This is a genomic window from Pseudomonas sp. 1121_17 (assembly GCF_052850745.1).
Genome location: NZ_VXCX01000009.1, coordinates 14,580 through 38,509, shown reverse-complemented (window position 1 = coordinate 38,509; position 23,930 = coordinate 14,580). Strand labels below are relative to the sequence as shown.

The following is a 23,930-nucleotide window of genomic DNA, read 5'->3' as shown; positions in this document are numbered from 1 at the left end:
TTGCGAGGCTCGGCTGACGCGCTGCGCCCCGGCTGCCCTTTTTTTCGTCTGTTGCCGTTACACTATCGAACTCGCACCCTTCCCGGCCGGTCTTAGTTGAGGTCGCGTCGAGGTGACCACTGAATGCTCAGGAGTAATGCATGCGTAAACTGATTCTCAGCGCTGCGCTGGTCGCCGCCAGCGTTTTCGGTATCACCGCCGTTCAGGCAGCCGATACGGCTACCGCGGGTAAAGAATATATCGAGCTGAGCAACCCGGTTGCAGTCTCCCAGCCAGGCAAGATCGAAGTCGTCGAGCTGTTCTGGTATGGCTGCCCGCACTGCTACCACTTCGAGCCGGTGATCAATCCGTGGGCTGAAAAACTGCCTGCCGATGTCAATTTCAAACGCATTCCAGCCATGTTTGGCGGCCCGTGGGATGCTCACGGCCAGATGTTCCTGACCCTCGAAGCAATGGGCGCCGAGCACAAGGTTCACGCCGCAGTGTTCGATGCGATCCAGAACCAGCACAAGCGCCTGACCGATCCTGAAGAGATGGCTGAGTTCCTCGCCACTCAGGGCGTCGATAAAGACAAGTTCCTTGCCACCTTCAACTCCTTCGCTATCAAAGGCCAGGTCAAACAGGCCAAAGAACTGGCGAAGAAGTACGAAATCACCGGTGTTCCAAGCATGATCGTCAACGGCAAATACCGCTTTGACCTCGGCACTGCCGGCGGCCCGGAAGGCGTACTCAACGTTGCCGACCAGCTGATCGCCAAGGAGCGCGCCGCTAAGTAAGCGGCGAATCCATGGCTCGCGTGCGAACCACCCGAGGCGTTGGCCTGCATCAACCGCAGGTCAACGAGCATCACCTGCAGGCGCCCGGCCTCCCGGAAGATGGTCGCCTGCGCCTGCTCAGTTTCAATATCCAGGTTGGTATCAGTACCGAGCGCTACCGCCATTACCTGACCCGCAGTTGGCAGCACCTGCTGCCGCACACCGGTCGGGCCGGCAATCTGCAGAAGATCGGTGCGCTGATCAGCGACTTCGATCTGGTGGCCTTGCAGGAAGTCGATGGTGGCAGCATGCGCTCGGGCTACATCAACCAGGTCGAGCACCTGGCGCAGTTGGGCGCATTCCCTTACTGGTATCAGCAGCTCAATCGCAACCTGGGGCGTTTTGCCCAGCACAGCAATGGCGTCCTCAGCCGGCTCAAACCGACTCATCTGGAAGATCACCCGCTGCCCGGCCCCGCCGGTCGCGGTGCAATCCTGGTGCGCTTCGGCGAGGGTGAAGATGCGCTGATCGTGGTCATGATGCACCTGGCGCTCGGTGCCAAGACCCGTGCGATGCAGCTCAGCTACATCCGCGAGCTGATTGGCGGCTATCGTCACCAGGTGTTGATGGGAGACATGAACACCCACGCCAACGATCTGTTGGAAACCTCGCCACTGCGCGACCTTGGGCTGATTGCGCCGCAGGTCCAAGCGACCTTCCCGAGTTGGCGCCCGCAGCGCTGCCTTGATCATATTCTGCTCAGCCCGAGCCTGACGCTGGAGCGTGTCGAGGTATTGGCCCAGCCAATTTCCGATCACCTACCCGTTGCGGTCGAGATTCGATTGCCTGACGCATTGACTGTGGATACCCTGCCCGTCTTGAGCTAATTGCCATCACCGCGCAGTGGATCCGGGCATGACAGACGACGCAGAGCGTTGGAAAGAAAAATACCTTAAAAGCATCGAACAGCAGGAAAAGCTCGAGCGTCGCTGGGACGCCCGGCTCGACCTGCTGCGTCGTGGCCTGGTGCGCAGCACCCTGGCGGCTGAGGGTAGCGACAAGGCGGTGGACCAGTGCATGAAGGAAATGCGCGAGGTGATCCGCAGCGACAACATGGACGCTGGCCTGGCCAACCTGATCCCGCGCCTGGAAAAAACCGTGCTCGACTCCGAGCAGCGGCGCGAAACCCGCATGAATCAGGTCAGCGACGCGCTGACAGCACTGGTTACCCAGTTGCAGAGTTTGCCGCTGCCTGGCGAAGTCGCCCGGCCGCTGAAAAAACTGGCGAAAAAACTCGACGGCGGCGTTGGCCAGTCTCGCGAACTGCCGCCATTGCTAGGCGAACTCAGTGGCCTGCAGGGCAAAGCGCTGAGTTCGCTGCAAAACCAGGACGATGAGCATCGCCCGGGTTTTCTGCAACGATTGTTCGGCAAAAGCGACAGCGAGTCGCGCGCGGATACGTCGGAGCCGAGCAGCCCCGCGCCGAATGTGCCCGTTGCTGAAGCGCAGGCTCTGCAAGTCCTCGCCAGTGAACCCCAGCCGCCCGTCGTGCCGGCCGAAGTACAGGCTCCAGCAGCTCCTGAGCCGGTCATCCCCATCCGCGCAGCCGATGTCCTCCCTACAGTCGTTGAGCAAGATGTTCAGCCAGCACTCACTGAGCCCGTGCAAGTACAACCCGTAGAGCCCGAGTCGTCAGGGCCTGCACTGGTCGAGCCACTGACATCGGTTGCCGAGAGTGACGAACAGCCCGGCGAACCGCAGCAGCAAGCATTGGCTGAGGTCGAGCCCGACGAACTGGTGCCGAGCGAGGCGCCAGAGGTGGATGCTGAGCCAGTCGACGACGACGGCCCCTACGCTTTGCCCGACGCCGTCGAGCCGCCCTACAGCCAGGTTGCCCTGCATATCGAACAGACCTTGATCGGCCTGCTCGACGACCTCAGCCTGCCCGAACGGCACAAGGCGCAGGCGCTGGAAATGCGCGAGCGGGTTGCACGTGGCTTGAACTGGTACGAGTTGATTCCGGTGCTGGATGACCTGGCCGTATTGATGCTGGCCATTACCGACAGCGGTCAGCACGAGTTCGAAGCGTACCTTCAGCAGCTGAACGAGCGCCTGGAGACCTTCCAGAGCCACTTGCACGAAGCCAGTGCCGGGCATGCCGACAACACCAGTGCTGCTCGCGAACTCGACACCCAGCTGCGGGAGCAGGTTGATGGTTTGCAAAGCAGCGTTCAGGGCGCAGCTGACCTCAACAGCCTTAAACATGTCCTCGACAATCGCCTTGAAGGCTTGCTGGTCACCATCGACGACCATCAGCAGGAACGTGACCGCCGCGAACAGGAGTTGGCTGGGCGCCTGCACGGCTTGGCCGAGCGGGTGGCGAACATGGAGCAGGAGGCGCTGGGCTACCGCGAGCACCTTGAAGAGCAACGCCAGAAGGCCCTGATCGACCCGTTGACCGGGCTGCCCAACCGCGCCGCCTGGTCCGAGCAGGTCGAGCGCGAAGTACTCGACTGGCAGGAAAATGGCGGTCACCTGCTGATGGCGATCCTCGATCTTGACCATTTCAAGCGGATCAACGATGGCTACGGCCACCTGGCCGGGGACAAGGTCTTGAAGATCGTCGCCGACCAGTTGCGCAAGCGCTTGCGCGGGCGCGACTTCATTGCCCGGTTTGGCGGCGAGGAATTTGTCGTGTTGCTGCCGCAGACCTCCCCGGCAGCCGGCTTGCAGGTGGCTGAAACCCTGCGCGCGGCCATCGAAGCCTGCCCGTTCCACTTCAAGGGCGAGCGGGTAGTGATCACTACCTCCATTGGTATCAGCGCCTTTCGCACGGGCGAGCGCGATGACCAGGTGCTCAAGCGTGCCGACACCGCGTTGTACCGGGCCAAGGATCTGGGGCGCAATCGGGTGGAGCAGGGCTAAGCGGTTTCCTACAAACAGTTGGCAGGGAGCACGTTATACTGTAGCAACTTCGTAGCTGCTGATATGTGTTCCCTGCCGATGAAAACTCTCTTCACCGCCCTGCTCGTTCTGGCCCTGGCCGGCTGTAGCTCGGGGCTGCGCATTGATCGCAGCCACACCTCTGTGAACCAGGACGAGCGCATCCAGTTTGTCGTGCTGCATTACACCAACGCTTCACTGGAGCGCTCGCTCGCGCTGCTCACCAAGGGCGAAGTCAGCAGTCATTACCTGATTGGCGACGGCCCGGCCACGGTGTATCAGTTGGTCGACGAAAGCCGCCGCGCCTGGCATGCCGGCGACAGTCAGTGGGATGGGCGTACCTGGCTCAACTCGACCTCGATCGGTATCGAAATCGTCAATCCCGGTTTCGATGACACGCCCAACGGCCGCGTCTGGTATCCCTACAGTGAGGCGCAGGTACAGTCGCTGATTGCCCTGCTCAAAGACATCGTCAAACGCAATAACATCAAACCTCGCTACATCATTGGCCACAGTGACATCGCACCGCTGCGCAAGCTCGACCCGGGCCCGCTGTTCCCATGGAAGCGCCTGGCGGATGCAGGCCTCGGCATCTGGCCTGATGCCAATGCAGTCGCGCGTCAGCAGGGCTTCTTTGCGGTCAATCCGCCCAGCATCAACTGGTATCAGCAGCAGCTGGCGCGGTTTGGCTACGCGATCGAGCAGACCGGCGAGCTGGATGTAGCTACCCGGCACGTGCTGGCGGCGTTCCAGATGCGTTTCCGCCCGCAGCGCTTTGACGGGCAACCTGACGCGCAAACCGCGGCCATGCTGCAAGTACTCAATCAGATGCGCTGAGGCTGCTGCACCGACTGCCTGAGTGTGCCGGCCGAGCTATGCGTGGGCGGCAGTCGTGAGTAATACGCCAGACGGCCATGCTGATTACCCGATCCGTTGCTATACCTTTGGTAATCAACTGGATGAGTGCGATGCCGACCTTTCTCGATGGGTTGCGCCAAATTTTCCACCGTCCCTGGCTGCTGGCCGCATTCGCGGCCCTGGCCAGCGCCGTCCTGTTGATTGCCGGCAGCGTTGGCGTTGCCCTGCAACAGATGAAAGAAAGCGAAAGCGCGCAGATGAACGCCCAGGGCGAGCGGTTTCTCGAGCGTCTGGAGCAGGTATTTGGGCAACTGCGCGAGGGCGTCGATCAGCTGCAGGCGCTGCCCTTGCGCGGTTGCGACGGGCGCATGCTGGCGGCGTTGCAGCAGGTCAGCCTGAGCTCGCGCTTCATCTACGAAACCGCTTACCTGGACGGCAACGTGCTCTGCTCCAGCCGTGGCAAGGAAAGCGCCATGCAGCCGCTGCGCCCACCAGATATCCGCGGGCCCACCTACAGCTACTGGCTCAACACCACCACTGAACCTGATGAAAACCTGGCCGCGTTGATGCTTGGCCGGGGCAAGTTTCTGGTGTCGACCTCGCGCGGGCATCTGACCGATGTGGTCGATCTGCCACCGGGAGGCAGCCTGTTGGTAGTGCTCGATCATGGCAGCCGGGCGATCCCCGTGCTGGGCCCGGTCCAGCCGTGGCCACCGCTGGCCGAATGGCCGCCGCCTTCGGGCCAGTCATTGTTCGAGCAGAGCGACCGGCTGATCTACAGCATGCCGACCAAGTCGCCGGACTATCAGCTGGTGCTGATCGCCCCGCGTGTGGGCCTGCCGCTGAAGATGAACGGCCTGCTCTGGCTTTTGTTTCCGGGCAGTTTGTTGTTGGCGTGCTGCATCGGCTGGCTGGTGCTGCAGCTGATTCGGCAGCGCCGTTCGATGAGCTCCGAGCTGCAGCACGCACTACGCCGGGGTGAACTGCAGGTGCTTTATCAGCCTATTTTCGAGCTGGACAGCCGGCGCTGCGTCGGCGCCGAAGCGTTGGTGCGCTGGCGCCGCCCGGATGGCAGCCTGACCAGCCCCGACCTGTTCATTCCGTTGGCCGAGAACACCGGGCAGATCCGCGAAATCACCGACTTTGTGTTGCAGCGAGTGCTGGAGCAACTGGGCCAGTTGCTGCGCGCCAACCGCCAGCTGTACATATCGGTCAACCTTGCCGCGTGCGATGTGATGGTGCCGCGCATCGGACCGGTGGCTGCGCGTTTACTGGCCTTGCACCGGGTCCCGGCCAGCCAGATCGCCTTTGAGGTCACCGAGCGCGGGCTGATCGACGTTGTGGTGGCGCGCGACAACCTGCAAGCCTTGCGCGCCGTTGGCCATCAGGTGCTGATCGACGACTTTGGCACCGGCTATTGCAGCCTCGCCTACCTGCAGACCTTGCCGGTGGATTGCCTGAAGATCGACAAGGCGTTCATCGACGCGCTTGGCCATGATGCCGCCAGCAGTGGCGTGGCACCGCACATCATCCGCATGGCCCACGACCTGCACCTGCGGGTGATCGCCGAGGGCATCGAGTGCGAAGATCAGGCGCTGCTGCTCAACAGCGAAGGGGTCAACTATGGCCAGGGTTGGCTGTTTGCCCATCCACTCAGCGCCCGCCAGTTCGCCGAGCTGATTACTCGCGGGCGGCGAGTCCGCTCACGGCGCATCGATGATGAGCCGTGAGCGGGTTCAGACTGGCAGGGCCATGTAGAACTGGGTGCCCTCGCCGGGCCTTGAAATGACTCCCATGCGCCCACCGTGCAGCTGGACGATTTCCTTGCACAGGGCCAGCCCGAGCCCTGCCCCGCCCTTTTTGCGTCCAACCTGAACGAAGGGTTCGAAGATTCGCCCTTGCTGGCCGTAGGCAATACCCTCACCGTTGTCTTCGACGCTGATGATCACCCGCTCGCCGTGGCGCCGCGCATGCAGGCGAATCCTGCCTCCATCAGGCGTATGGCGCACGGCATTGTGCAGGAGGTTGTCAAGCACCCGATCAAGCTGCGCAACGTCGGCCTGGATACGTGGCAATGGCTGTTCGAGCTCGATCACCAGCTCGATCTGTTTGTCCGCTGTCAGCTCGGCGATGCGCGCCTGCGCCCGCTCAAGCATCTCTTCGACACCGCAGTGGGCCAGCTCGAGCTTCTGCAAACCACTCTGATAGCGGGAGAAGTTGAGCAGATCATTGATCAACTGGGTCAGGCGCTGCATTTCTTCACCGATGGTGTCGAGCAGGTCGTTTTCGCGGGCCTGTGGCGGGAACGAGATCCGCTCGCGCAGTAGGCCAAAGGCCATATGCATGCCGGTAACCGGAGTGCGCAGCTCATGCGAGGCGCGCAGGACGAACTCGCTGCGCACGCGCTCGAACGCACGTTGCTCGGTGACGTCATGCAGCACCATCACCGCACCCAGAATCGGCCCTTGCGGATGGCTGACCGGGGTCAGGCTGTACGACAGCAGGCGCGTTTCGTCTTCGACTTCAATGCTCAAGTCTTCCGGTGGCCGGTCCAGGCTGCCACCGCGCAAGACCTGGCGCAGTTGCTGTTCAAGCTCGGGACGTTGCAGCGCCTCGACCAGGCTGGTGCCGTGGCGGCTGGTTTCCCAACCCAGCTGCCGCTGGGCAACCGGGTTGAGATGCTCGAGGTGGCCTTGCTGGTCAATGATCAGCAACCCGTCGTCGATGCTGTCGAGCACAGCTTGCAGGCGCTGCTGACCAGCGAGGACTTCGTCGATATTGGTCGCCTGATGCTTGCGCAGGGCGTCTGCCATCAGCCCGAAGCGGCGGGTCAGCTGGTTCAGTTCGGTAGCCTGGGACAGTGGCAGGGTGACATTGAAGTTGCCTTGGCCGACTTCATCTGCGGCTTTGGCCAGGGCTTCGATCGGCAGGCCGAAGCGGCGCGCGATGTTGTGCGCAGTGACAAAGCCGAGGATCAGCACAGTCAAGCCCATCAGCCCGAGCAGGCCACTGATCAGCAGCGCGCGGTCACGGCTGGCCTCTTCACTGCGGGATATCTGCTCCAGTGACTGCTTGTAGGATTCGATCAGGTCAGTACGGACCTGATTGAAAGCAGCGCCGAGGGGCTTGTCGGTGGCCATGCTGCGGGCAGGATTGGCGGTTTGCCGGTAGGCCTGGAGGAAGGTCTGGTAATTGCTGCTGGCCTTGCTGAAACCGGTTTTCTCGCCGCCTTCCTGCAAGCCCTGGCTGAGCAAGGTCTGGAATTGGGTCTGCAGGTTGTTGAGGCTGTCGGCGTCGCTGTCCTCGTCCAGAACAAGAATCAACTGTTCGCCGAGGTTCTGCCGCAGTTTGAGGCCCAACTCCAGCGTGTGGGTGGTATCACGCACCAGCGCTTGCTGAGTTGAGGCCATCTGCAAAACGCTGACCAGGCCCAGCAGCAGGCCCAGCAGCGCCACCGTGACCAGCGCTGAAATGCTTAAAAAGAGCCTCGCACGCAGCTTCATGGGCCACTTCACAGGTTGAATTGCTTGCGTTTGCGGTACAGCGTCGAGGCGTCGATCCCAAGCGTCTTGGCAGCCTGATCAAGGGTATCGCTGGAGGCCAGCACCGCGCCGATATGGGCCCGTTCCAGCTCGTCCAGGCTCAGCGCAGCACCAATCCGCGGTGCATTGCTGGTGGTTTGCTCGGCCATGCCGAGGTGGCTGACTTCAACCCGCTCCTGCGGGCAGATGATGCTGGCACGCTCGATCACGTTACGCAGCTCGCGAATGTTGCCTGGCCAACGGTAGTTGAGCAGGGCCGCGCGGGCCTCGTCGCTGAACCCACGTGCCGGCCGCGCATATTCCTTGACGAAGCGGGCGAGGAAACGGTCAGCCAAGGTCAGGATATCGTCGCTGCGCTCGCGCAGTGGCGGCAGGTGCAGGGTGATGACATTGAGGCGGTACAGCAGGTCCTCACGGAAGCGCCCTTCGCGGACCATGTCATCCAGATTGAGGTTGGTTGCGGCCAGAATGCGCACATCGGCACGGCGGGTAACCGGATCGCCGACGCGCTCATATTCCTTGTCCTGGATAAAACGCAGCAGTTTGGGTTGCAGAGCCAGCGGGAAGTCGCCGATCTCGTCGAGGAACAGCGTGCCGCCATCCGCCTGGTTGACCCGCCCCAAGGTGCTTTCGCTGGCACCGGTGAAGGCGCCGCGGGTATGCCCGAACAGCTCGCTTTCCATCAGCTCGGCATTCAACGATGGGCAGTTGATGGTCACGCAGGCCTTGCGCGCACGCTTGCTCCAGCCGTGAATGGCCCGGGCCAGTTCGCCTTTACCAGTGCCGGATTCGCCGAGGATAAGGATGTTGGCGTCGGTGGTCGCCACCTGCCGCGCGGTTTCCAGCACGGCCATCATTGCCGGGCTGTGCGAGTCGAGGCCGTCCTTTGGCTTGCGTACTTCGCCTTCGAGGGCTTCCAGGCGCGCCGACAGTTGGCGTACTTCAAGCTGCTTGGCAGTGGCTAGGCGCAGTTGGTCCGGGCTGCACGGCTTGACCAAGTAGTCAGCAGCGCCAGCCTGGATCGCATCTACTGCGGTATCGACCGCCGAATGGGCCGTGACGATCACTACGCGCATCCACGGTGCCTGCACGCGCATCTGCGCCAGCACATCGAGCCCGTTGTCTTCGCCAAGGCGAAGATCGAGGAAACACAAATCGAATACCTGACGTTGCAGCAGCGCCTCGGCCTGGGCCGCACTGTTGGCCGTAGCCACGCTGTAGCCTTCGTCTTCAAGGCAGTAGCGGAAGGTTCGCAGGATGGCGGACTCATCATCTACCAGCAGAATGCGGCCTTGATTGTCCTGGGTAGACTCCATTTTCCTACGCTCCATTAGGATTGATCTGAGTTAGTGTCGGAAAGATCGGGCAAGTTGCATGGTCAATTCTGAAGGATTCCGTCCTTTGCATGCTAGCCGTTGGTCGCGTATTCGGTTAACCAATTGAATATAAAGGTTTTTACCAGTGATTTTTTGCTTGGCACGGTGGTTGCGAAGATATTTGGATTTGTTTCAAAAGGAGCACTCAGCATGGCATTTTCCCCACGAAGCGCCGTTTTAGCGCTGTCCATCGCCGCTTTCGCCTCTCCGGTGTTTGCTGATCCGCTGCAAGACGCCCGCCTGCAAGGCGCGCTGCAAACCGCACTGTCGCTCAACCGTCTGCTCAATCCGTTTCGTATCGAGGTGGCGGTGCAGGAGCAGCAGGCGCGCCTCACCGGTGAGGTCGAAAGCGCCGTGGAGCGCCAGCTGGCCGAGGACGTAGCGCTGGCTACCCGCGGCATCGAGCAGGTGGATAACCAGTTGCACGTCAACCCCGGTCTGGTCGAGCAGTCCTTGGACCTGCGCGCTTACGCCCAGCGGCTGGAGGATGCGACCCTGACGGCTATCGTCCGTGCGCGTTTGTCCTGGGCGCAGGTAACCAGCAAGGCGCCGCTTGAAGTAGACAGTCGCGATGGTGTGGTCACCTTGCGCGGCCGCGTCGACCGGGTCGAAGCCAAGGAAGTGGCAGGCGTACTGGCACGCACCACCGACGGTATCCACCTGGTCAACAACCTGATCAGCCTCGACACAGCGGCGATGGCCAAAGCGCGGGAAACGCCGGTGGCCGCAGCGCAGGGCGAGCAACCTTCGGACAGCTGGATCATCGACAAGATTCAGAGCAGCTACGGCTACAGCCGTAACCTGGATGGCCTCAACCTGAAGGTCAGCAGTGAGCAAGGCATGGTTCGCTTGGCGGGGGAGGTGGTCAGCCGGGAGCAGAAAACCATCGCTGTCGAGGTAGCGCGGCAAATCCTTGGTGTGCGCGGGGTTGACGCTGATTTGCTCAAGGTAGCGACCAAGGTCGAGGGCTGAGTCGTGCAATACGCACGACGCTAACGGCCCCATCGTGCAGGATACGTCCTACAGGTACTGCCTACGTGTTTTTAAGTGTTTGAAATATATACGTTTTTTAACATTGGCAAGACTGGCATGCAGGCTGCAATTACTTGTTCATAGCGTTTAACAAGAACATTGCAGGAGACATCGACATGAGTCGCCAACCAGTCAACCAGTCGCAGACCACCGCAGTGCCAGTACGTCAGTTTCTGTTCGTGGCACTTGCCCTGTTGGTAACCCTGGCCGCCGGCCAGTTTTACTACAGCCTGCAGACTGCACGACTGGCCGATCAGGTGGCAGCGCAGACAGCGCTGTTGAGCCAGATTCAGGCGACCCGTGCCAACAATCTGGTGCGTGCGGCAGATCCACAGCCGTCGCCAAATGCCTCGTCCCCCGCCACTGTGCAAAACGTAGTACCGCAGGATCGCTGGGTGTTCTAAGGCGCCTGCATACAATTTCAAGGAAAAAGGAGATTCATCATGCTTAGTTGGGCTATCACATTCCTGATCATCGCCATTGTCGCTGCCGTGCTGGGCTTCGGTGGTATCGCTGGCGCCGCTACCGGTATTGCCAAGATCCTGTTCATCGTTTTCCTGGTGCTGTTCATTGCCTCGTTCTTCTTCGGGCGCGGCAGGCGCTAAGCCATGAAGCGGATGATCAGCAAAGCCCTGGCTACTGCCCTGCTGTTGGGCAGTAGCGCGGCGTCGATGGCGGCCAATGATGGCCAGGTCCACGCCAACCAATTGTTGGCGACAGACCGCGAGTATGTTGAAACCTGGCAGGACACCCTCAAGGGGGAGGAGCGATTGCCCGAGTGGGTAATCAACCTCAGCGGCAGTTCGCAGGAGCAGATGTCGGCGGTGACAGAGGATGGCGACAAGTACCTTGTCGGTCCGCTGTGCGAATCGGATGACAACTGCACCTACAAGCGTCTGATCGTGGCGTTTAGCTGGGACAAGGACGATGCCTACGGGATGCTCGTGGAAGTACCCGAGGGATTGCCCAAGGACAAGTCGCCAACCCGTCATGCGCAATATCGCTGGCTGGGCAAGCCGGATGACGGGATGAAGGCGATGTTGCAGGAGCAACTCAAGCGTGATCCGAAGTGGTACTGACTAAAGTTCACGCAACTGTAATGCAATAGAAGCCGAACCTTTCTAAGGTTCAGGCTTCTATGATGCGCCGACTCGAAGAGGGTTGGCACATGACCATGGGGCCGGGCTGTTCTGACTGTTGCAGGGTCGGAGTGGCCTAGGGGTACAGGGAGTGCCTCCATCGATTGGGCCGGGTCAGGAAAAGATGGCATCGGAAGTCTCAGGTCTGGCAGTGCCGAATGCACCGTGCCAGGCTTGGCTTCCGAAGCGTCTATGGATGTGCTCCGAGCGCTTGTCGCCAAATCGTGCTGAAGACACATTTTGTCGTGACCGTACATCGAATTATTTTCCTCCGTAACATCCCCCTTCCTACACCCTGTTCATCCCATTCGGATTGTCGAACAGTAGTTGTGCATGACCATGCCATATCTGCCAAATTGGCCGTTTCATGGCGCTTTGGCCTTGTTCGGAAAGCCGAACGTTATAAATCAATGACTTGCAGCTGCGTCGTTTTGCCTCGAACTATTATGCCGATCCGGCATAGGGTAGTCGTTTCCGGCATTAGACTGGCCCCGCCTGCGTAGCAATAGTTGCCGCCTTTTTCGCTAGCCAGAGCGCCGAACCGCTCGCTTGCGCTGACCTTCGATGGAGTCGTCGTACGGACCAATCTCGCTGCCAAGCATGCTTCTAATGGCTCTGGTACGCGCGTTTCCGCTCGATGCCCCTGACCACTAGAAGAAAAGGTAACGACATGAAGAAGGCAAAACTAAGCCTCGCCTGGCAAATCCTCATAGGGCTTGTACTGGGCGTTGCAATCGGCGCGCTGCTGAACCATTTCAGTGCAGAAAAGGCATGGTGGATCACCAATGTCCTGCAGCCTGCCGGTGATATCTTCATTCGCCTGATCAAGATGATCGTCGTCCCGATCGTGATTTCGTCGCTGATCGTGGGCATCGCCGGGGTTGGCGACGCGAAGAAGCTGGGCAGCATCGGCCTGAAGACCATTCTCTACTTCGAGGTGGTGACGACCATTGCCATCGTCGTCGGCCTGGGCCTGGCCAACCTGTTCCACCCTGGTGTCGGCATCGATATGAGCACTCTGGGTACGGTGGATATCTCCAAGTACCAGGCCACTGCGGCCGAGGTGCAGCATGAGCATGCGTTCATCGAGACCCTGCTCAACCTGATCCCTTCGAACATCTTTGCAGCGGTTGCCCGCGGCGAAATGCTGCCGATCATCTTCTTCTCGGTGATGTTCGGTCTGGGCCTGTCGAGCCTGCAGGCTGACCTGCGTGATCCGCTGGTACGCACCTTCCAGGCCGTATCGGAAACCATGTTCAAGGTCACCCACATGATCATGAACTACGCCCCGATCGGCGTGTTCGCCCTGATCGCCGTGACCGTCGCCAACTTCGGCTTCTCATCGCTGCTGCCGCTGGCAAAGCTGGTGGTGCTGGTGTACTTCGCCATCGCCTTCTTCGCCTTCATGGTGCTGGGCCTGATCGCGCGGATGTTCGGCTTCTCGATCATCAAGATCATGCGCATCATGAAAGACGAGATGATCCTCGCCTACTCCACCTCCAGCTCCGAGACCGTGTTGCCACGTGTGATCGAGAAGATGGAGAAGTACGGCGCGCCGAAGTCGATCTGCAGCTTCGTGGTACCGACCGGCTATTCGTTCAACCTCGACGGCTCGACCTTGTACCAAAGCATCGCGGCAATCTTCATTGCCCAGCTGTATGGCATCGACCTGTCGTGGAGCCAGCAGCTGCTGCTGGTGCTGACCTTGATGGTCACCTCCAAAGGTATCGCCGGTGTGCCGGGCGTGTCGTTTGTGGTCCTGCTGGCGACCCTGGGCAGTGTTGGCATTCCGCTGGAAGGCCTGGCATTCATCGCCGGTGTCGACCGCATCATGGACATGGCACGGACCGCCCTGAACGTGATTGGCAACGCCCTGGCCGCGCTGGTCATCGCTCGTTGGGAAGGTATGTACGACTCGGCCAAGGGCGAGGCGTATTACAACTCGCTGCCGCACATGACTGGTAATAAGGCTGCTGGCGCTGTGGGCGAAGCTGCCAAGCAGTAAGATTTGCGGTGGTTGGGGCCGCAAAGCGGCCTCTGCCCCAGACAACGCAGACCCACAGGAGCCCCGCATGCCGGGGTTTTTTGTTGCCTGCAGAAAGTAGCCAGCCGCTTGCGTTATCATGCGTGGCATTTTTCGGGGGAACACGCGGATGCTAAACGGCCTTTGGCTCAGCTTTTTCCTGGTCGCGGCCATCTCCGCCATGGCGCAGTGGCTGGTCGGCGGTAACGCCGGGATCTTCGCCGCGATGGTCGAGAGCATCTTTGCCATGGCCAAGCTGTCGGTCGAAGTCATGGTCCTGTTGTTCGGCACCCTGACCCTGTGGCTGGGCTTTCTCAAGATTGCCGAACAGGCCGGCATTGTCGAGTGGCTGGCGAAGATGCTCGGCCCGCTGTTCGCCCGGCTGATGCCGGAGGTGCCCCGCGGCCATCCTGCGCTGGGCTTGATCACCATGAACTTCGCCGCCAATGGCCTGGGCCTGGACAACGCGGCGACGCCGATCGGCCTGAAGGCCATGCGCGCACTGCAGGAGCTCAACCCGAGCAGCACCACGGCGAGCAATGCGCAGATACTGTTCCTGGTGCTCAACGCCTCGTCGCTGACCCTGCTGCCGGTGACCATCTTCATGTTCCGCGCCCAGCAAGGCGCACCTGATCCGACCATGGTGTTCCTGCCGATCCTGCTGGCCACCAGCGTCTCGACCCTGGTCGGGCTGCTGTCGGTCGCGGTGATGCAGCGGCTGCGCTTGTGGGACCCGGTGGTGCTCGCCTATCTAATCCCTGGCGCGCTGCTGCTGGGCGGCTTCATGGCGTTTCTGGGCACGCTGTCGGCGACTGCGCTGGCAGGCCTGTCGTCGATCCTGGGCAACCTGACCCTGTTCGGCATCATCATGTCGTTCCTGGTGGTTGGCGCCCTGCGCCGGGTCAAGGTGTACGAAACCTTCATCGAAGGCGCCAAGGAAGGCTTTGACGTCGCCAAGAGCCTGCTGCCGTATCTGGTCGCCATGCTCTGCGCGGTGGGCGTGCTGCGCGCTTCAGGGGCGCTGGAGTTGGCATTGGACGGTATTCGCCACCTGGTCGAGTGGGTGGGCCTGGACACGCGCTTCGTCGATGGCCTGCCCACTGCGCTGGTCAAGCCGTTCTCTGGCAGCGCCGCGCGGGCCATGATGATCGAAACCATGCAAAGCCAGGGCGTCGACAGCTTCCCGGCGTTGGTTGCGGCAACCATCCAGGGCAGCACCGAGACCACCTTCTATGTGCTGGCGGTGTACTTCGGCGCGGTCGGCATCCAGCGCGTGCGCCATGCAGTGGGCTGCGCGCTGCTGGCCGAGCTGTCCGGAGTGATCACGGCGATCTGCGTCTGCTACTGGTTCTTCGCCTGAGCCTGAGCGACCTGAGCCAGTGTCCAGTCGACCAGCTGGCTCATCAGTTGGTCGCTGGCGGCACCAAAGCCGGTGACCACCGCAGGCACCTGAGTAGCACTTAGCGGCTGGCGCACTTCAAAGCGCCGGCTGGCGACGATGCGCTGGCTGCGACCCTGCACCAGGCGCGCATCGTAGCTGATCACCACTTCCACCCTGCCCTCGCGGTATTCGCTGTTGAACGCCAGCAGCTCGCCGGCCAGCTCGTAGTCGGCTTGCAGATTGCTGTCGTCAGCGCTCAAACGCTGTACCCGGCCATCACGCTGGAAGCCATCGAGCAGCCGATTGCGTACCAGCAACGGCACCGGGTCGCTCCAGCGGGCGCCTTTGTAACCACTGATCACGTCGCCCTGGGCGATCACCGCAATGCGTTGCCCAGCGAGCGCCTCGCTGGCCAGTGGCTTGTTCACCCGCAGTGACCAGGTCAGCGGCGCGTTGCTGCTGATGGGCTGTTTGACCGGCAGGCGGTAGAGATCCACCGGCGGGCTTTGCGGCAGGATCGAGCAGGCGCTGGCCAGGCTCAGCGTGGCCAGCAGGGCGATCAGGCGCAGCGGGGTCATGGCTGGAACTCCTTGTCATTGTCGCGGCCCAGCAGATAGCCGCTGGGGTCGGCTTCGAGGCGGCGCGAGATGCCCTTGAGGGCATTGAGGGTTTCGCGCAGTTCGCGGATCGCCGGGGTCAGTTGGTTCAAGCCCTGGGCACCGTCGTCGATGGCCTCGCGGTTGTTTTTGAGCAGGTCGTTGATGGTCGCGGTGCTCTCGGCCAGGGCGTTCATGGCCTGTTCGGCGCTGCCGAAGGCTTGCTTGCCCTGGGTACCGAGCAAGCCGTTGGCGTTGCGCATTAGCGCCTGGGTCTCGGCCAGGGTGGCGTTGGCCTGTTTGCCGACTGCAGCCAGCTGGGCGATGGCGTCGCTGATACCGCCTTTTTGGCTGGCGAAAGCGCCGGTGGTCTGCTCAAGGTTGGCCAAGGTGTTGCTGAGACGGCTGACGTTGTCGTCGGAGAGCAGCTGATTGGCGTTGTGCAACAACAGATTGATGTTGCCGACCACGTCGCTGCTGTCGTTGAGCAGGCGCGAGATCGGCGATGGCGAGGCAACGATCACCGGCAATTGGCCGTCCTTGCCTTTGAGTTCGGGGCTTTGTGGGGTGCCGCCGCTGAGCTGGATAAAGGCGTTGCCGGTAACCCCGGCCAGAGTCAGCTTGGCCTGGGTGTCCTGCTTGACCGGCGTGTCGGCACTGAGGCGGATGCGTGCCAGCACCCGACGTGGGTCTTGCGGGTCCAGGCGCAGGGTAGTGACGTCACCGACCTTGATGCCGTTGTACTGCACCGGGCTGCCGCGCGACAGGCCGGAGACAGCCTCGTTGAATACCACCTGATAGTCCTTGAAGGTCGAGTCGACGCTGGACTTGGTCAGCCACAGGCCGAACAACAAGGCGCTAGCCACGACCAGAACGGTGACCAGACCGATCAACACATGATGAGCTCGGGTTTCCATGCTTCAGCGCTCCTGCCCGACACGGCTGGCAGCTTGAGCCGCTGCGCGCCCGCGTGGGCCGTGAAAGTAATCGTGGATCCAGGGGTCGTCGGTAAGCTCGACCTCGGCCAAGGGGCCGGCTACCAGCACCTTTTTCTGCGACAGCACGGCGATGCGGTCGGTAATGGTGTACAGCGTATCCAGGTCATGGGTGATCAGGAACACGCTCAAACCCAACGCATCACGCAGGGTCAGGATCAACTGGTCGAAGGCCGCCGCACCGATCGGGTCGAGCCCGGCGGTGGGCTCATCCAGAAACAGGATGTCCGGGTCCAGCGCCAATGCCCGCGCCAGCGCCGCGCGCTTGATCATCCCGCCCGACAGCGATGCGGGGTACTTGTCGGCGGCGGAAATCGGCAGCCCTGCCAGGGCCAGCTTGACCCCGGCCAGATGCTCGGCATCAGTGCGCGACAGGCCGGCGTGTTCGATCAGTGGCAGGGCAACGTTTTCGGTAATGGTCAGCGACGAGAACAACGCGCCCTTCTGGAATAGTACGCCAAAGCGCCGCTCGACCTGCGAGCGCTGTTCGTTGTCGAGGGTGGCCAGGTCCTGGCCGAACACCTTGACCTGACCCTCGTCGGGCTGGCGCAGGCCAACGATGCTGCGCAGCAGCACCGACTTGCCGCTACCCGAGCCGCCGACTACCGCGAGGATCTCACCTTTGTACAGATCGAGGTCGAGATTCTCGTGCACGCTCTGGGTGCCAAAGCGGTTGCACAGCCCGCGCGCCTCGATAACTGCCTCGGTTGCTGCACTCACCAGCCCATCTCCATGAAGAACAGCGCTGCAACGGCATCCAGCACGATCACCACGAAGATCGACTGGACCACCGCCGAGGTGGTGTGGGCGCCTACCGACTCGGCACTGCCGCTGACCTTGAAGCCTTCCAGGCAACCGATCGCGGCAATCAGAAAGGCAAAGAACGGCGCCTTGGCCAGGCCTACCAGCAGGTGCTGCACACCGATATCGGTCTGCAGCAGCGAAAGGAACATGGCTGGCGAGATATCCAGCGACAGCGCACAGACCACGCCGCCTCCGACGATGCCGCAGATCATCGCGACAAAGGTCAGCAGCGGCAGCGTGATCAGCAATGCCAGTACCCGCGGCACTACCAGCAGTTCGATCGGGTTGAGGCCGAGGGTGCGGATGGCGTCGATCTCCTCGTTGGCCTTCATCGAGCCGATCTGCGCAGTAAAGGCGCTGGCAGTGCGCCCGGCCATGAGAATGGCAGTCAGCAGCACGCCAAACTCACGCAGGAACGAGAACGCCACCAGGTCGACGGTGAAGATGGTCGCTCCAAATGCGGCGAGCACCGTGGCGCCGAGAAAGGCCACCACTGCGCCGACCAGAAAGGTCAGCAAAGCGATGATTGGCGCGGCATTGAGGCCAGTCTGCTCGATATGGGCAACGACCGGTGTGAGCCGCCAGCGGTGTGGCTGCAGCGCACGCAACAGCAGGGTCTGGATGATCAGGCCAAAGAAGCCGAGCAGTTGCAGGGTGTCGCCCCACAGCTTGTTGACCGAGCAGCCGATGCGTTCGAGCAGCACCAGCAGCACCGGCCGTTCGGCTTGCTTGAGCGGGATGCAGTAGTCCTGCACCGAGTGGTAGACCGTCTTCAGCAGGGCCCGGTTGGCCGCGCCGAGGTCATCGGTGCAGCGCGACAGGCGCTCGCTGCCGAGCAGTTCGGCCAGCAGCGACGCGCCGGCAGTGTCGAGGCGGCCGAGCTGGCTGAGGTCGGCGCGGGTGTCACTGCTGTATTGACTGCGCAGGCGCTCGCTGTCGCGCTTGAGCTGGGTGTAGTGGGCCAGGGTCCAGTCACCGCTGATACGCAGGCACGGCGGTTGGCTGCTGGTGTCCAGAGTGGCGCTCGGTGTAGTCATGGACTCCATGCTTTTGACAGTGCGCGAGGAAGGCACCGATCATAGCGCAGTGCGGGCGCTGCCGGGCAATGGCGATCTGCTCAGCTGGCTGGGGCCGCAGCAGCGTCGACCACCTTGAAGCGCAGCACGCCGATAACCTGGCCGTCCTCGGTCAGCACGCGGACTTGCCAGCGGCCTACCGGGTTGGGCGGGAAGTTCTGCTTGTGGGTCCAGGCGCGGTAGCCTTCCTTGCGCCCGCCATGAATATCCAGGGCAATCCGGTCGACCTCTTTACCGTTCAACTGCCAGACGTGATAGATCCGCTCGTTGAGCCCGCGCGGTGCGTTGATCGCGGTGTATGCATACAGCCCCGCGCCGCGAATCTGGCTGACCGGGATCTCATCCAGCGAATCACCTGGCTGGCGGTTGATCACTTCGGTGCTCACCGCCACTTCGGTCAGCCACAGCGTGGCGGGCGGCACCCAGGAGCGCAGCAGCCAGCCGCCGGCGCCCACCGACAGCGTCACCAGCACCAGTGCTACGCCGCGGCGCCAGTTGGTGATCGGGAAGCTGCTGGCCAGGCTTGGGAATGACAGCGCCATGGCCGCGATCAGCGCCAGCTTGAAGCTCTGCGCGGTGGTCAGGTGAAGGATGATCGGCAGCGCCGTCAGCAGCGCGGCAAACAGGGTCAGGGTATGCAAGGCCATGAACAGCCAGCGCCGCGGCGCCAGCCAGCGGTAGTACAGCGGGTCGACGATCGAGATCAACCCAGCGGCGCCGAGCAGGCCGGTAAAGATCAACTGGCCGCTGTTCCAGGTGGTGGTGATGAAAAAGAATGGCAGGACGAAGAACAGGCTCTCCTGGTGGATCATCTGCGTCGCGTAGCGCAGCAGCGGCTGCGGAATCTCGCGCTTGAAGGTGCGGGCGAACAAACCGGTCAGGGTGTTCTCCAGCATCAGCCATATCCAGCTGACCAACAGCAGGATCGCCACCCAGCTGGCCAGTCCGGCCTGGCGGTCGACCAGGATGAAGCTGCCGATCCCGGAGAGGAAGCCGCCCAGCGCAATCACGCCTGGGTAGCGTTTGAGCAGTTCGATGATGCGCTGGACGATATGCGGGATGGGCGGCATGGACGGGCTACAGAAAGAGGATGGGGGCCACCATCGCGGCGGCCCCGCGATGGCTCTGCACAGGATACCGCTGAATCAGCGCTGGCGTGTAGCGCCGCTGGGCTTGCTGGGTGTGTGACGGCGACGGCGCAGCAGGCCCAGGGCGAGAATCACACCGAGCAGCAAGGCCACCAGGCCGTACAGTTCGTCATAGCCAAGCAGCGGCTGCTCGATGCGCACGTAACCCGGCTCCTTGAGCAACTCCTGCAAGGCGGCGTCGGCCTGTTTCAGGCTGACCTGGCGCAATGCGCGGATCGGGTCGCTGAAGCGACCGTCGGTGTAGTTGTTCAAAGCGCCCCAGTAATAGTCGGCCAAGGCGCTGTTGCCCTGGCTGTTCCAGCTCTCGCGGGCGATGGCGGCTTCCTTGATGCGGGCGAAGGTATCCGCGTCGAGGCCGTTTTTGCGCAGGTGCTCGAACAGCTCCTGCAACACCTTGATCGCTGCGTTGAGGTCTTCGCGCTCGAGGTCGGCGTTGAGGCTGAGCATGCCGCTGTCGCCGAAGCTTTCACGCTGCACCGAAGGCCCGTAGGACAGGCCGTGGCGCAGGCGCAGCTGGTCGTAGACTGCCCACTCCAGGTAACGCGAAACCAGGTCGAGGGTCTGCTCGTGGCTGCTGTTCAGCACCGGCTCGATGAACAGCCAGTGCAGTTTGACGCTGTCGCCCAGCCAGCCGCGGGTCAGGTCGCGGCGCTGCTCGGCCTGCTGGCTGATGCTGTCGAGGTTACGCCGCTCGCCGGGCTCGGTCGCCGGCAGCTCGCCGTAGCTGCGTTCGAGATAGGCCGGCAGCAAGCGGTCAAGGCCGCCGACCACGATCAGGGTCATGTTGTTGGCTGCGTACCAGTGCTCGCGCAGGGCCTGCACTTGCTCAAGAGTCATGTCGTCGAGATTGGAGCGCGCCGGGCATTTCAGCCCCAGCTCGACTGCCAATTGGTCACTGGCGCGATGGCCGATGTCCTGGCGGTCGAGCCAACGTTGCAGGTGGCCGTAGTGGCCGCCGTCTTCACGCTCGATGATCTGCTTGGCAGTGGCCAGGGCCTTGGCGTCGATTTTGGTATCGCGAACGGCCGCCAGCAGCAGGTCGAGCACCTTGCGCTGGTTGCGCGCCGGGGCCTCGATAACGAAGGTGGTGTCGGCGCTGCTGGTGTAGGCATTCCATTCACCGCCCATTGCCTGCATGCGTTCTTCCAGGCCGCCCTCGCCGGTTTCATCGATGCCGCTGAACAGCAGATGCTCGAGCAGGTGCGGCAGCTCACGCTGGTCGCACTCGAAGTCGTCGAGGCCGACCCCGACGATCAGGCGGATCGCGACATGGTCGCGCTCGTAGCCGGATTTGAGGATGACCTGCAGGCCGTTGGGCAACAGGTAGCCTTCGACCTTGGAACGGTCGAGGGCCAGGGTCGGCAGGCTGCAGATCAGCAGGCAAATCAACATCAGGCTACGCATAGGCGAGCAAGGGTCTCCAGGTGGTGCAGGTCAGGGCTGGCGGGCTTCGTCCGGCACGCTGTCGAGCATCAGCCCGCCGGTGTCCGAGCCGCCCAGTACCACATAGGCACTGCTGCAGAACAAAGAGTTCAACCGCTTCATGTCGGCGATCAGCTCCAGATGCAGTGAACTGGTCTCGATACTCTGCACCACTTTGCGTTGCAAACGGCTGACATGGGCGTGGGCCAGGCGCCGCTCCTGGGCGCGGAAGCGGCGTTTCTCGCGCAGCAGCAACTGCGCGCTTTGCGGGTCGGCACTGAGAAACACCGACAGGCCCAGGCGCAGGTTGGCCAGCAATTGTTCCTGCAGGCCGGTCAGCTCTTCCAGGCCGACCTGGGAGAACTCGCGCCGCTGCGAGGTTTTCTGCTGCTGAACCTTGCGCAGCATGCGTTCGATCAGGTCGCTGGCCATCTTCAGGTTGACCGAGATCTCGATGATCTCGGCCCAACGCCGGTTGTCCTGGGCGCTGAGGTCCTCGCGGTCCATCTGCGCCAGGTACAGCTTGATCGCACTGTACAGGGCGTCGACGTCTTCGGTGTAGGCGCGGACCTGCTGCGGCAATGCGGTCTGAGTGCCGCGCAAGGCGGCGAGCATGGCCTCGAGCAGGCTCTCGACGATGTCGCCCAGGCGCAGGGTTTCGCGGGCGGCGTTGGCCAGCGCCAGGCTTGGCGTTTGCAGCGCGGACGGGTCGAGATGGCGCGGGCGGATCTGGCCGTTGCTGCTATCGCGCTCCGGCAGAAGGAAGTTGCACAGCCGCGCCATCGGCGTCACGGTCGGTAGCATGAGCACGCAGCGCAGCGTGTTGTAGAGCAGGTGGAAGCCGATCACCAGCTCCTGCGGGCTGAGCTTGAGGGTGTCCATCCAGTCGACCAGCGGGTGCAGCACCGGGATCATCAGCAGCAGGCCGATCAGTTTGTACAGCAGGCTGCCCAGCGCCACCCGGCGGCCTGCCGAGTTCTGCATACTGGTGGTCAGAAAGGCCAGCAGACCGCTGCCGATGTTGGCGCCGATCACCAGGCCGATGGCCACCGGCAGGCTGATCAGGTCCGAGCCGGCCAGGGTTGCGGTGAGCAGTACAGCGGCCAGGCTCGAGTAGGAAATCATCGCGAACTTGGCGCCGACCAGGGCGTCGAGGAGGATATCCCCGGTCAGCGAGGCGAACAGCACCTTGACCCCTTGTGCCTGGGTGATCGGCGTAGCCGCCTGCACGATCAGTTGCAGGGCCAAAATGATCAGGCCCAGGCCAATCGCTACCCTGCCCATCTGGCCGAGGCGAGTCTGCTTGCGCGAGAGAAAGAAGATCACCCCAATGAACAGCAGCAGGGGCGACAGCCACGACAGGTCGAAGGTCAGCACCCGGGCCATCAGCGCCGTGCCGACGTCGGCGCCGAGCATGATCGCCAGCGCCGGGGTCATCGCCATCAGGCCTTGGCCGACGAACGAGGTCACCAGCATGGCAGTGGCGTTGCTGCTCTGGACCATGGCTGTGACGACGATGCCGGCGAGAAACGCCAGCGGGCGTTTGCTCATGTTCTGGCTGATCACCCGGCGCAGGTTTGAGCCATACACCCGCAGGATCCCGGTACGCACAATGTGCGTGCCCCACACCAGCAGCGCGACCGCCGAGAGCAGATTGAGCAAAGTCAGCATAGGCAAAGCCCCCGTTGCAATTGCCCCAACGCGGGGCCAAAAAAAATGAAGCCGTGAGCCTGGCCCGGGGCTGGGTGGTTTTCCCAGTGCTCACTCAAGCTTTAGTCGTTTTGTGCGTCTGCTGCCAGCTTGGCATGGCTGAAACCTATTTGAAACATTTCACTGCCCCAGCCGTTGCGCGGCCCTTGTAGGAGCGGCCTTGTGTCGCGAAAGGCTCGCGCAGCGGGCCCAGGATTGTGTAGCAGCATCAATTGCCGGGCCCGCGATGCGGGCCTTTCGCGACACAAGGCCGCCTCCCACAGGCATAAAAAAGGCCCCGAAGGGCCTTTATCTGCAACTGCCAGGCTTACTGACCAGGCACGTCCTTACGCAGCTTCACCGCATCGGGCTCGGCGCCTTCTTTGCGCGCACGGGCAGTACGCATACGGATGTTGATGGCTTCTACCGCCAGCGAGAACGCCATGGCGAAGTAGACATAGCCCTTCGGCACATGCACGTCGAAAGATTCGGCGATCAGCACTGTACCGACGACGATCAGGAACGAAAGCGCGAGCATCTTCAGCGATGGGTGCTTGTCGATGAAGTTACTGATAGCACCAGCGCAGAGCATCATCACCAGTACCGCCACGACGATCGCGGCGATCATTACCGGCACGTGCGAGACCATGCCGACTGCTGTGATCACCGAGTCCAGCGAGAACACGATGTCGATGATGGCGATCTGGATGATGGTGTAGAGGAACTTGCCACCGGCGCCTTTCGGGCCGTCGCTGCTCTCGTCTTCACCTTCCAGGCCGTGATAGATCTCTTGCGAGCTTTTCCACAGCAGGAACAGGCCACCGAAGAACAGAATCAGGTCGCGCCCGGAGATGCCCTGGCCGAACACTTCGAACAGGTCAGCGGTAAGGCGCATTACCCAGGTGATCGACAGCAACAGCAGGATCCGCGTGACCATGGCCAGGGCCAGTCCGAAGATCCGGGTACGCGGCTGCATGTGCTTGGGCATGCGGCTGACCAGGATCGAGATCATGATGATGTTGTCGATACCGAGGACGATCTCAAGTGCCGTCAGGGTCAAAAAGGCGACCCAGATTTCTGGGCTGGTCAGCCATTCCATATGTATTCCTTCGAACGTAAAAAGGCGCTGCGCCCGATAGGGACGCAGCGCG

At 62.1% G+C, this 23,930-nt stretch carries 21 protein-coding genes; 11 read left to right on the top strand and 10 right to left on the bottom strand.

The features are described 5' to 3' along the window. The first annotated feature begins 140 nt into the window (after positions 1-140). The 5 genes from dsbA (at position 141) to FW789_RS16650 (ending at position 6,286) form a co-directional block, all read left to right on the top strand. Positions 141-776 (top strand): thiol:disulfide interchange protein DsbA, encoded by a 636-nt coding sequence (gene dsbA, locus FW789_RS16670; RefSeq protein ID WP_446431770.1) that lies wholly within the window; start codon positions 141-143, stop codon positions 774-776. An 11-nt stretch (positions 777-787) separates the two neighbouring features. Beyond that, on the top strand, positions 788-1,642 hold the full coding sequence (locus tag FW789_RS16665) for an endonuclease/exonuclease/phosphatase family protein (RefSeq protein ID WP_103435430.1): 855 nt from the start codon (positions 788-790) through the stop codon (positions 1,640-1,642). A gap of 28 nt (positions 1,643-1,670) precedes the next feature. Further along, complete coding sequence (locus FW789_RS16660) at positions 1,671-3,680, top strand: GGDEF domain-containing protein (RefSeq protein ID WP_207072788.1); 2,010 nt, start codon at positions 1,671-1,673, stop codon at positions 3,678-3,680. A gap of 63 nt (positions 3,681-3,743) precedes the next feature. Further along, positions 3,744-4,535 (top strand): N-acetylmuramoyl-L-alanine amidase, encoded by a 792-nt coding sequence (locus tag FW789_RS16655; RefSeq protein WP_371918892.1) that lies wholly within the window; start codon positions 3,744-3,746, stop codon positions 4,533-4,535. Positions 4,536-4,666: 131 nt separating this feature from the next. After that, complete coding sequence (locus FW789_RS16650; RefSeq protein WP_371411558.1) at positions 4,667-6,286, top strand: EAL domain-containing protein; 1,620 nt, start codon at positions 4,667-4,669, stop codon at positions 6,284-6,286. Positions 6,287-6,292: 6 nt separating this feature from the next. On the opposite strand, the gene FW789_RS16645 is transcribed toward FW789_RS16650, so the two are convergent. Together FW789_RS16645 and algB are read right to left on the bottom strand one after the other, a co-directional pair. After that, positions 6,293-8,059 carry a KinB sensor domain-containing domain gene (locus tag FW789_RS16645; protein WP_103435427.1) on the bottom strand — a complete coding sequence of 589 codons (1,767 nt, stop codon included), beginning with the start codon at positions 8,057-8,059 and terminating at the stop codon, positions 6,293-6,295. A gap of 8 nt (positions 8,060-8,067) precedes the next feature. Continuing rightward, complete coding sequence (gene algB, locus FW789_RS16640; RefSeq protein WP_101322697.1) at positions 8,068-9,414, bottom strand: sigma-54-dependent response regulator transcription factor AlgB; 1,347 nt, start codon at positions 9,412-9,414, stop codon at positions 8,068-8,070. Between the two features lie 210 nt (positions 9,415-9,624). Here algB and FW789_RS16635 point away from each other — a divergent pair, with 210 nt between their 5' ends. The 6 genes from FW789_RS16635 to FW789_RS16610 all read left to right on the top strand — a co-directional run bounded on the left by FW789_RS16635 (position 9,625) and on the right by FW789_RS16610 (position 15,028). Further along, positions 9,625-10,446 carry a BON domain-containing protein gene (locus FW789_RS16635; protein ID WP_411562406.1) on the top strand — a complete coding sequence of 274 codons (822 nt, stop codon included), beginning with the start codon at positions 9,625-9,627 and terminating at the stop codon, positions 10,444-10,446. Between the two features lie 176 nt (positions 10,447-10,622). Then, entirely contained in the window at positions 10,623-10,910 is a 288-nt protein-coding gene (locus FW789_RS16630) for a hypothetical protein (RefSeq protein ID WP_103435425.1), read from the top strand. Positions 10,911-10,949: 39 nt separating this feature from the next. Further along, the gene (locus FW789_RS16625; RefSeq protein WP_101322694.1) at positions 10,950-11,111 is read left to right on the top strand and encodes a DUF1328 domain-containing protein; all 162 of its coding nucleotides are present in this window, start codon (positions 10,950-10,952) and stop codon (positions 11,109-11,111) included. A 3-nt stretch (positions 11,112-11,114) separates the two neighbouring features. Next, entirely contained in the window at positions 11,115-11,585 is a 471-nt protein-coding gene (locus FW789_RS16620) for an inhibitor of vertebrate lysozyme family protein (protein ID WP_103435424.1), read from the top strand. A gap of 730 nt (positions 11,586-12,315) precedes the next feature. Further along, positions 12,316-13,650 carry a glutamate/aspartate:proton symporter GltP gene (gene gltP / locus FW789_RS16615; RefSeq protein ID WP_103435423.1) on the top strand — a complete coding sequence of 445 codons (1,335 nt, stop codon included), beginning with the start codon at positions 12,316-12,318 and terminating at the stop codon, positions 13,648-13,650. Between the two features lie 148 nt (positions 13,651-13,798). Then, a complete protein-coding gene (locus FW789_RS16610) occupies positions 13,799-15,028 on the top strand; it encodes a nucleoside recognition domain-containing protein (protein ID WP_207072784.1) in 1,230 nt (409 codons plus the stop codon). On the opposite strand, the gene FW789_RS16605 is transcribed toward FW789_RS16610, so the two are convergent. The 8 genes from FW789_RS16605 to FW789_RS16570 form a co-directional block, all read right to left on the bottom strand. After that, positions 15,010-15,627 (bottom strand): ABC-type transport auxiliary lipoprotein family protein, encoded by a 618-nt coding sequence (locus FW789_RS16605; protein ID WP_103435421.1) that lies wholly within the window; start codon positions 15,625-15,627, stop codon positions 15,010-15,012. The two genes, FW789_RS16610 and FW789_RS16605, sit on opposite strands and share 19 nt — an antisense overlap. Continuing rightward, positions 15,624-16,562 carry an MlaD family protein gene (locus tag FW789_RS16600; protein ID WP_103435420.1) on the bottom strand — a complete coding sequence of 313 codons (939 nt, stop codon included), beginning with the start codon at positions 16,560-16,562 and terminating at the stop codon, positions 15,624-15,626. The genes FW789_RS16605 and FW789_RS16600 overlap by 4 nt, the downstream gene beginning before the upstream one ends. A 3-nt stretch (positions 16,563-16,565) precedes the next feature. After that, entirely contained in the window at positions 16,566-17,363 is a 798-nt protein-coding gene (locus FW789_RS16595; protein ID WP_411563238.1) for an ABC transporter ATP-binding protein, read from the bottom strand. Continuing rightward, positions 17,357-18,490, bottom strand: a complete 1,134-nt coding sequence (locus FW789_RS16590) for an MlaE family lipid ABC transporter permease subunit (protein WP_446431769.1) — start codon at positions 18,488-18,490, stop codon at positions 17,357-17,359. The genes FW789_RS16595 and FW789_RS16590 overlap by 7 nt, the downstream gene beginning before the upstream one ends. Positions 18,491-18,561: 71 nt before the next feature. Beyond that, positions 18,562-19,590 (bottom strand): DUF5924 family protein, encoded by a 1,029-nt coding sequence (locus FW789_RS16585; RefSeq protein ID WP_103435417.1) that lies wholly within the window; start codon positions 19,588-19,590, stop codon positions 18,562-18,564. Between the two features lie 75 nt (positions 19,591-19,665). Beyond that, on the bottom strand, positions 19,666-21,072 hold the full coding sequence (locus FW789_RS16580; protein ID WP_446431768.1) for a M16 family metallopeptidase: 1,407 nt from the start codon (positions 21,070-21,072) through the stop codon (positions 19,666-19,668). Between the two features lie 30 nt (positions 21,073-21,102). Beyond that, positions 21,103-22,761, bottom strand: coding sequence for a Na/Pi cotransporter family protein (locus FW789_RS16575; protein ID WP_446431767.1), 1,659 nt, complete (start codon positions 22,759-22,761; stop codon positions 21,103-21,105). A 346-nt stretch (positions 22,762-23,107) separates the two neighbouring features. Then, entirely contained in the window at positions 23,108-23,878 is a 771-nt protein-coding gene (locus FW789_RS16570; RefSeq protein ID WP_101322683.1) for a TerC family protein, read from the bottom strand. Positions 23,879-23,930 lie beyond the last annotated feature (52 nt).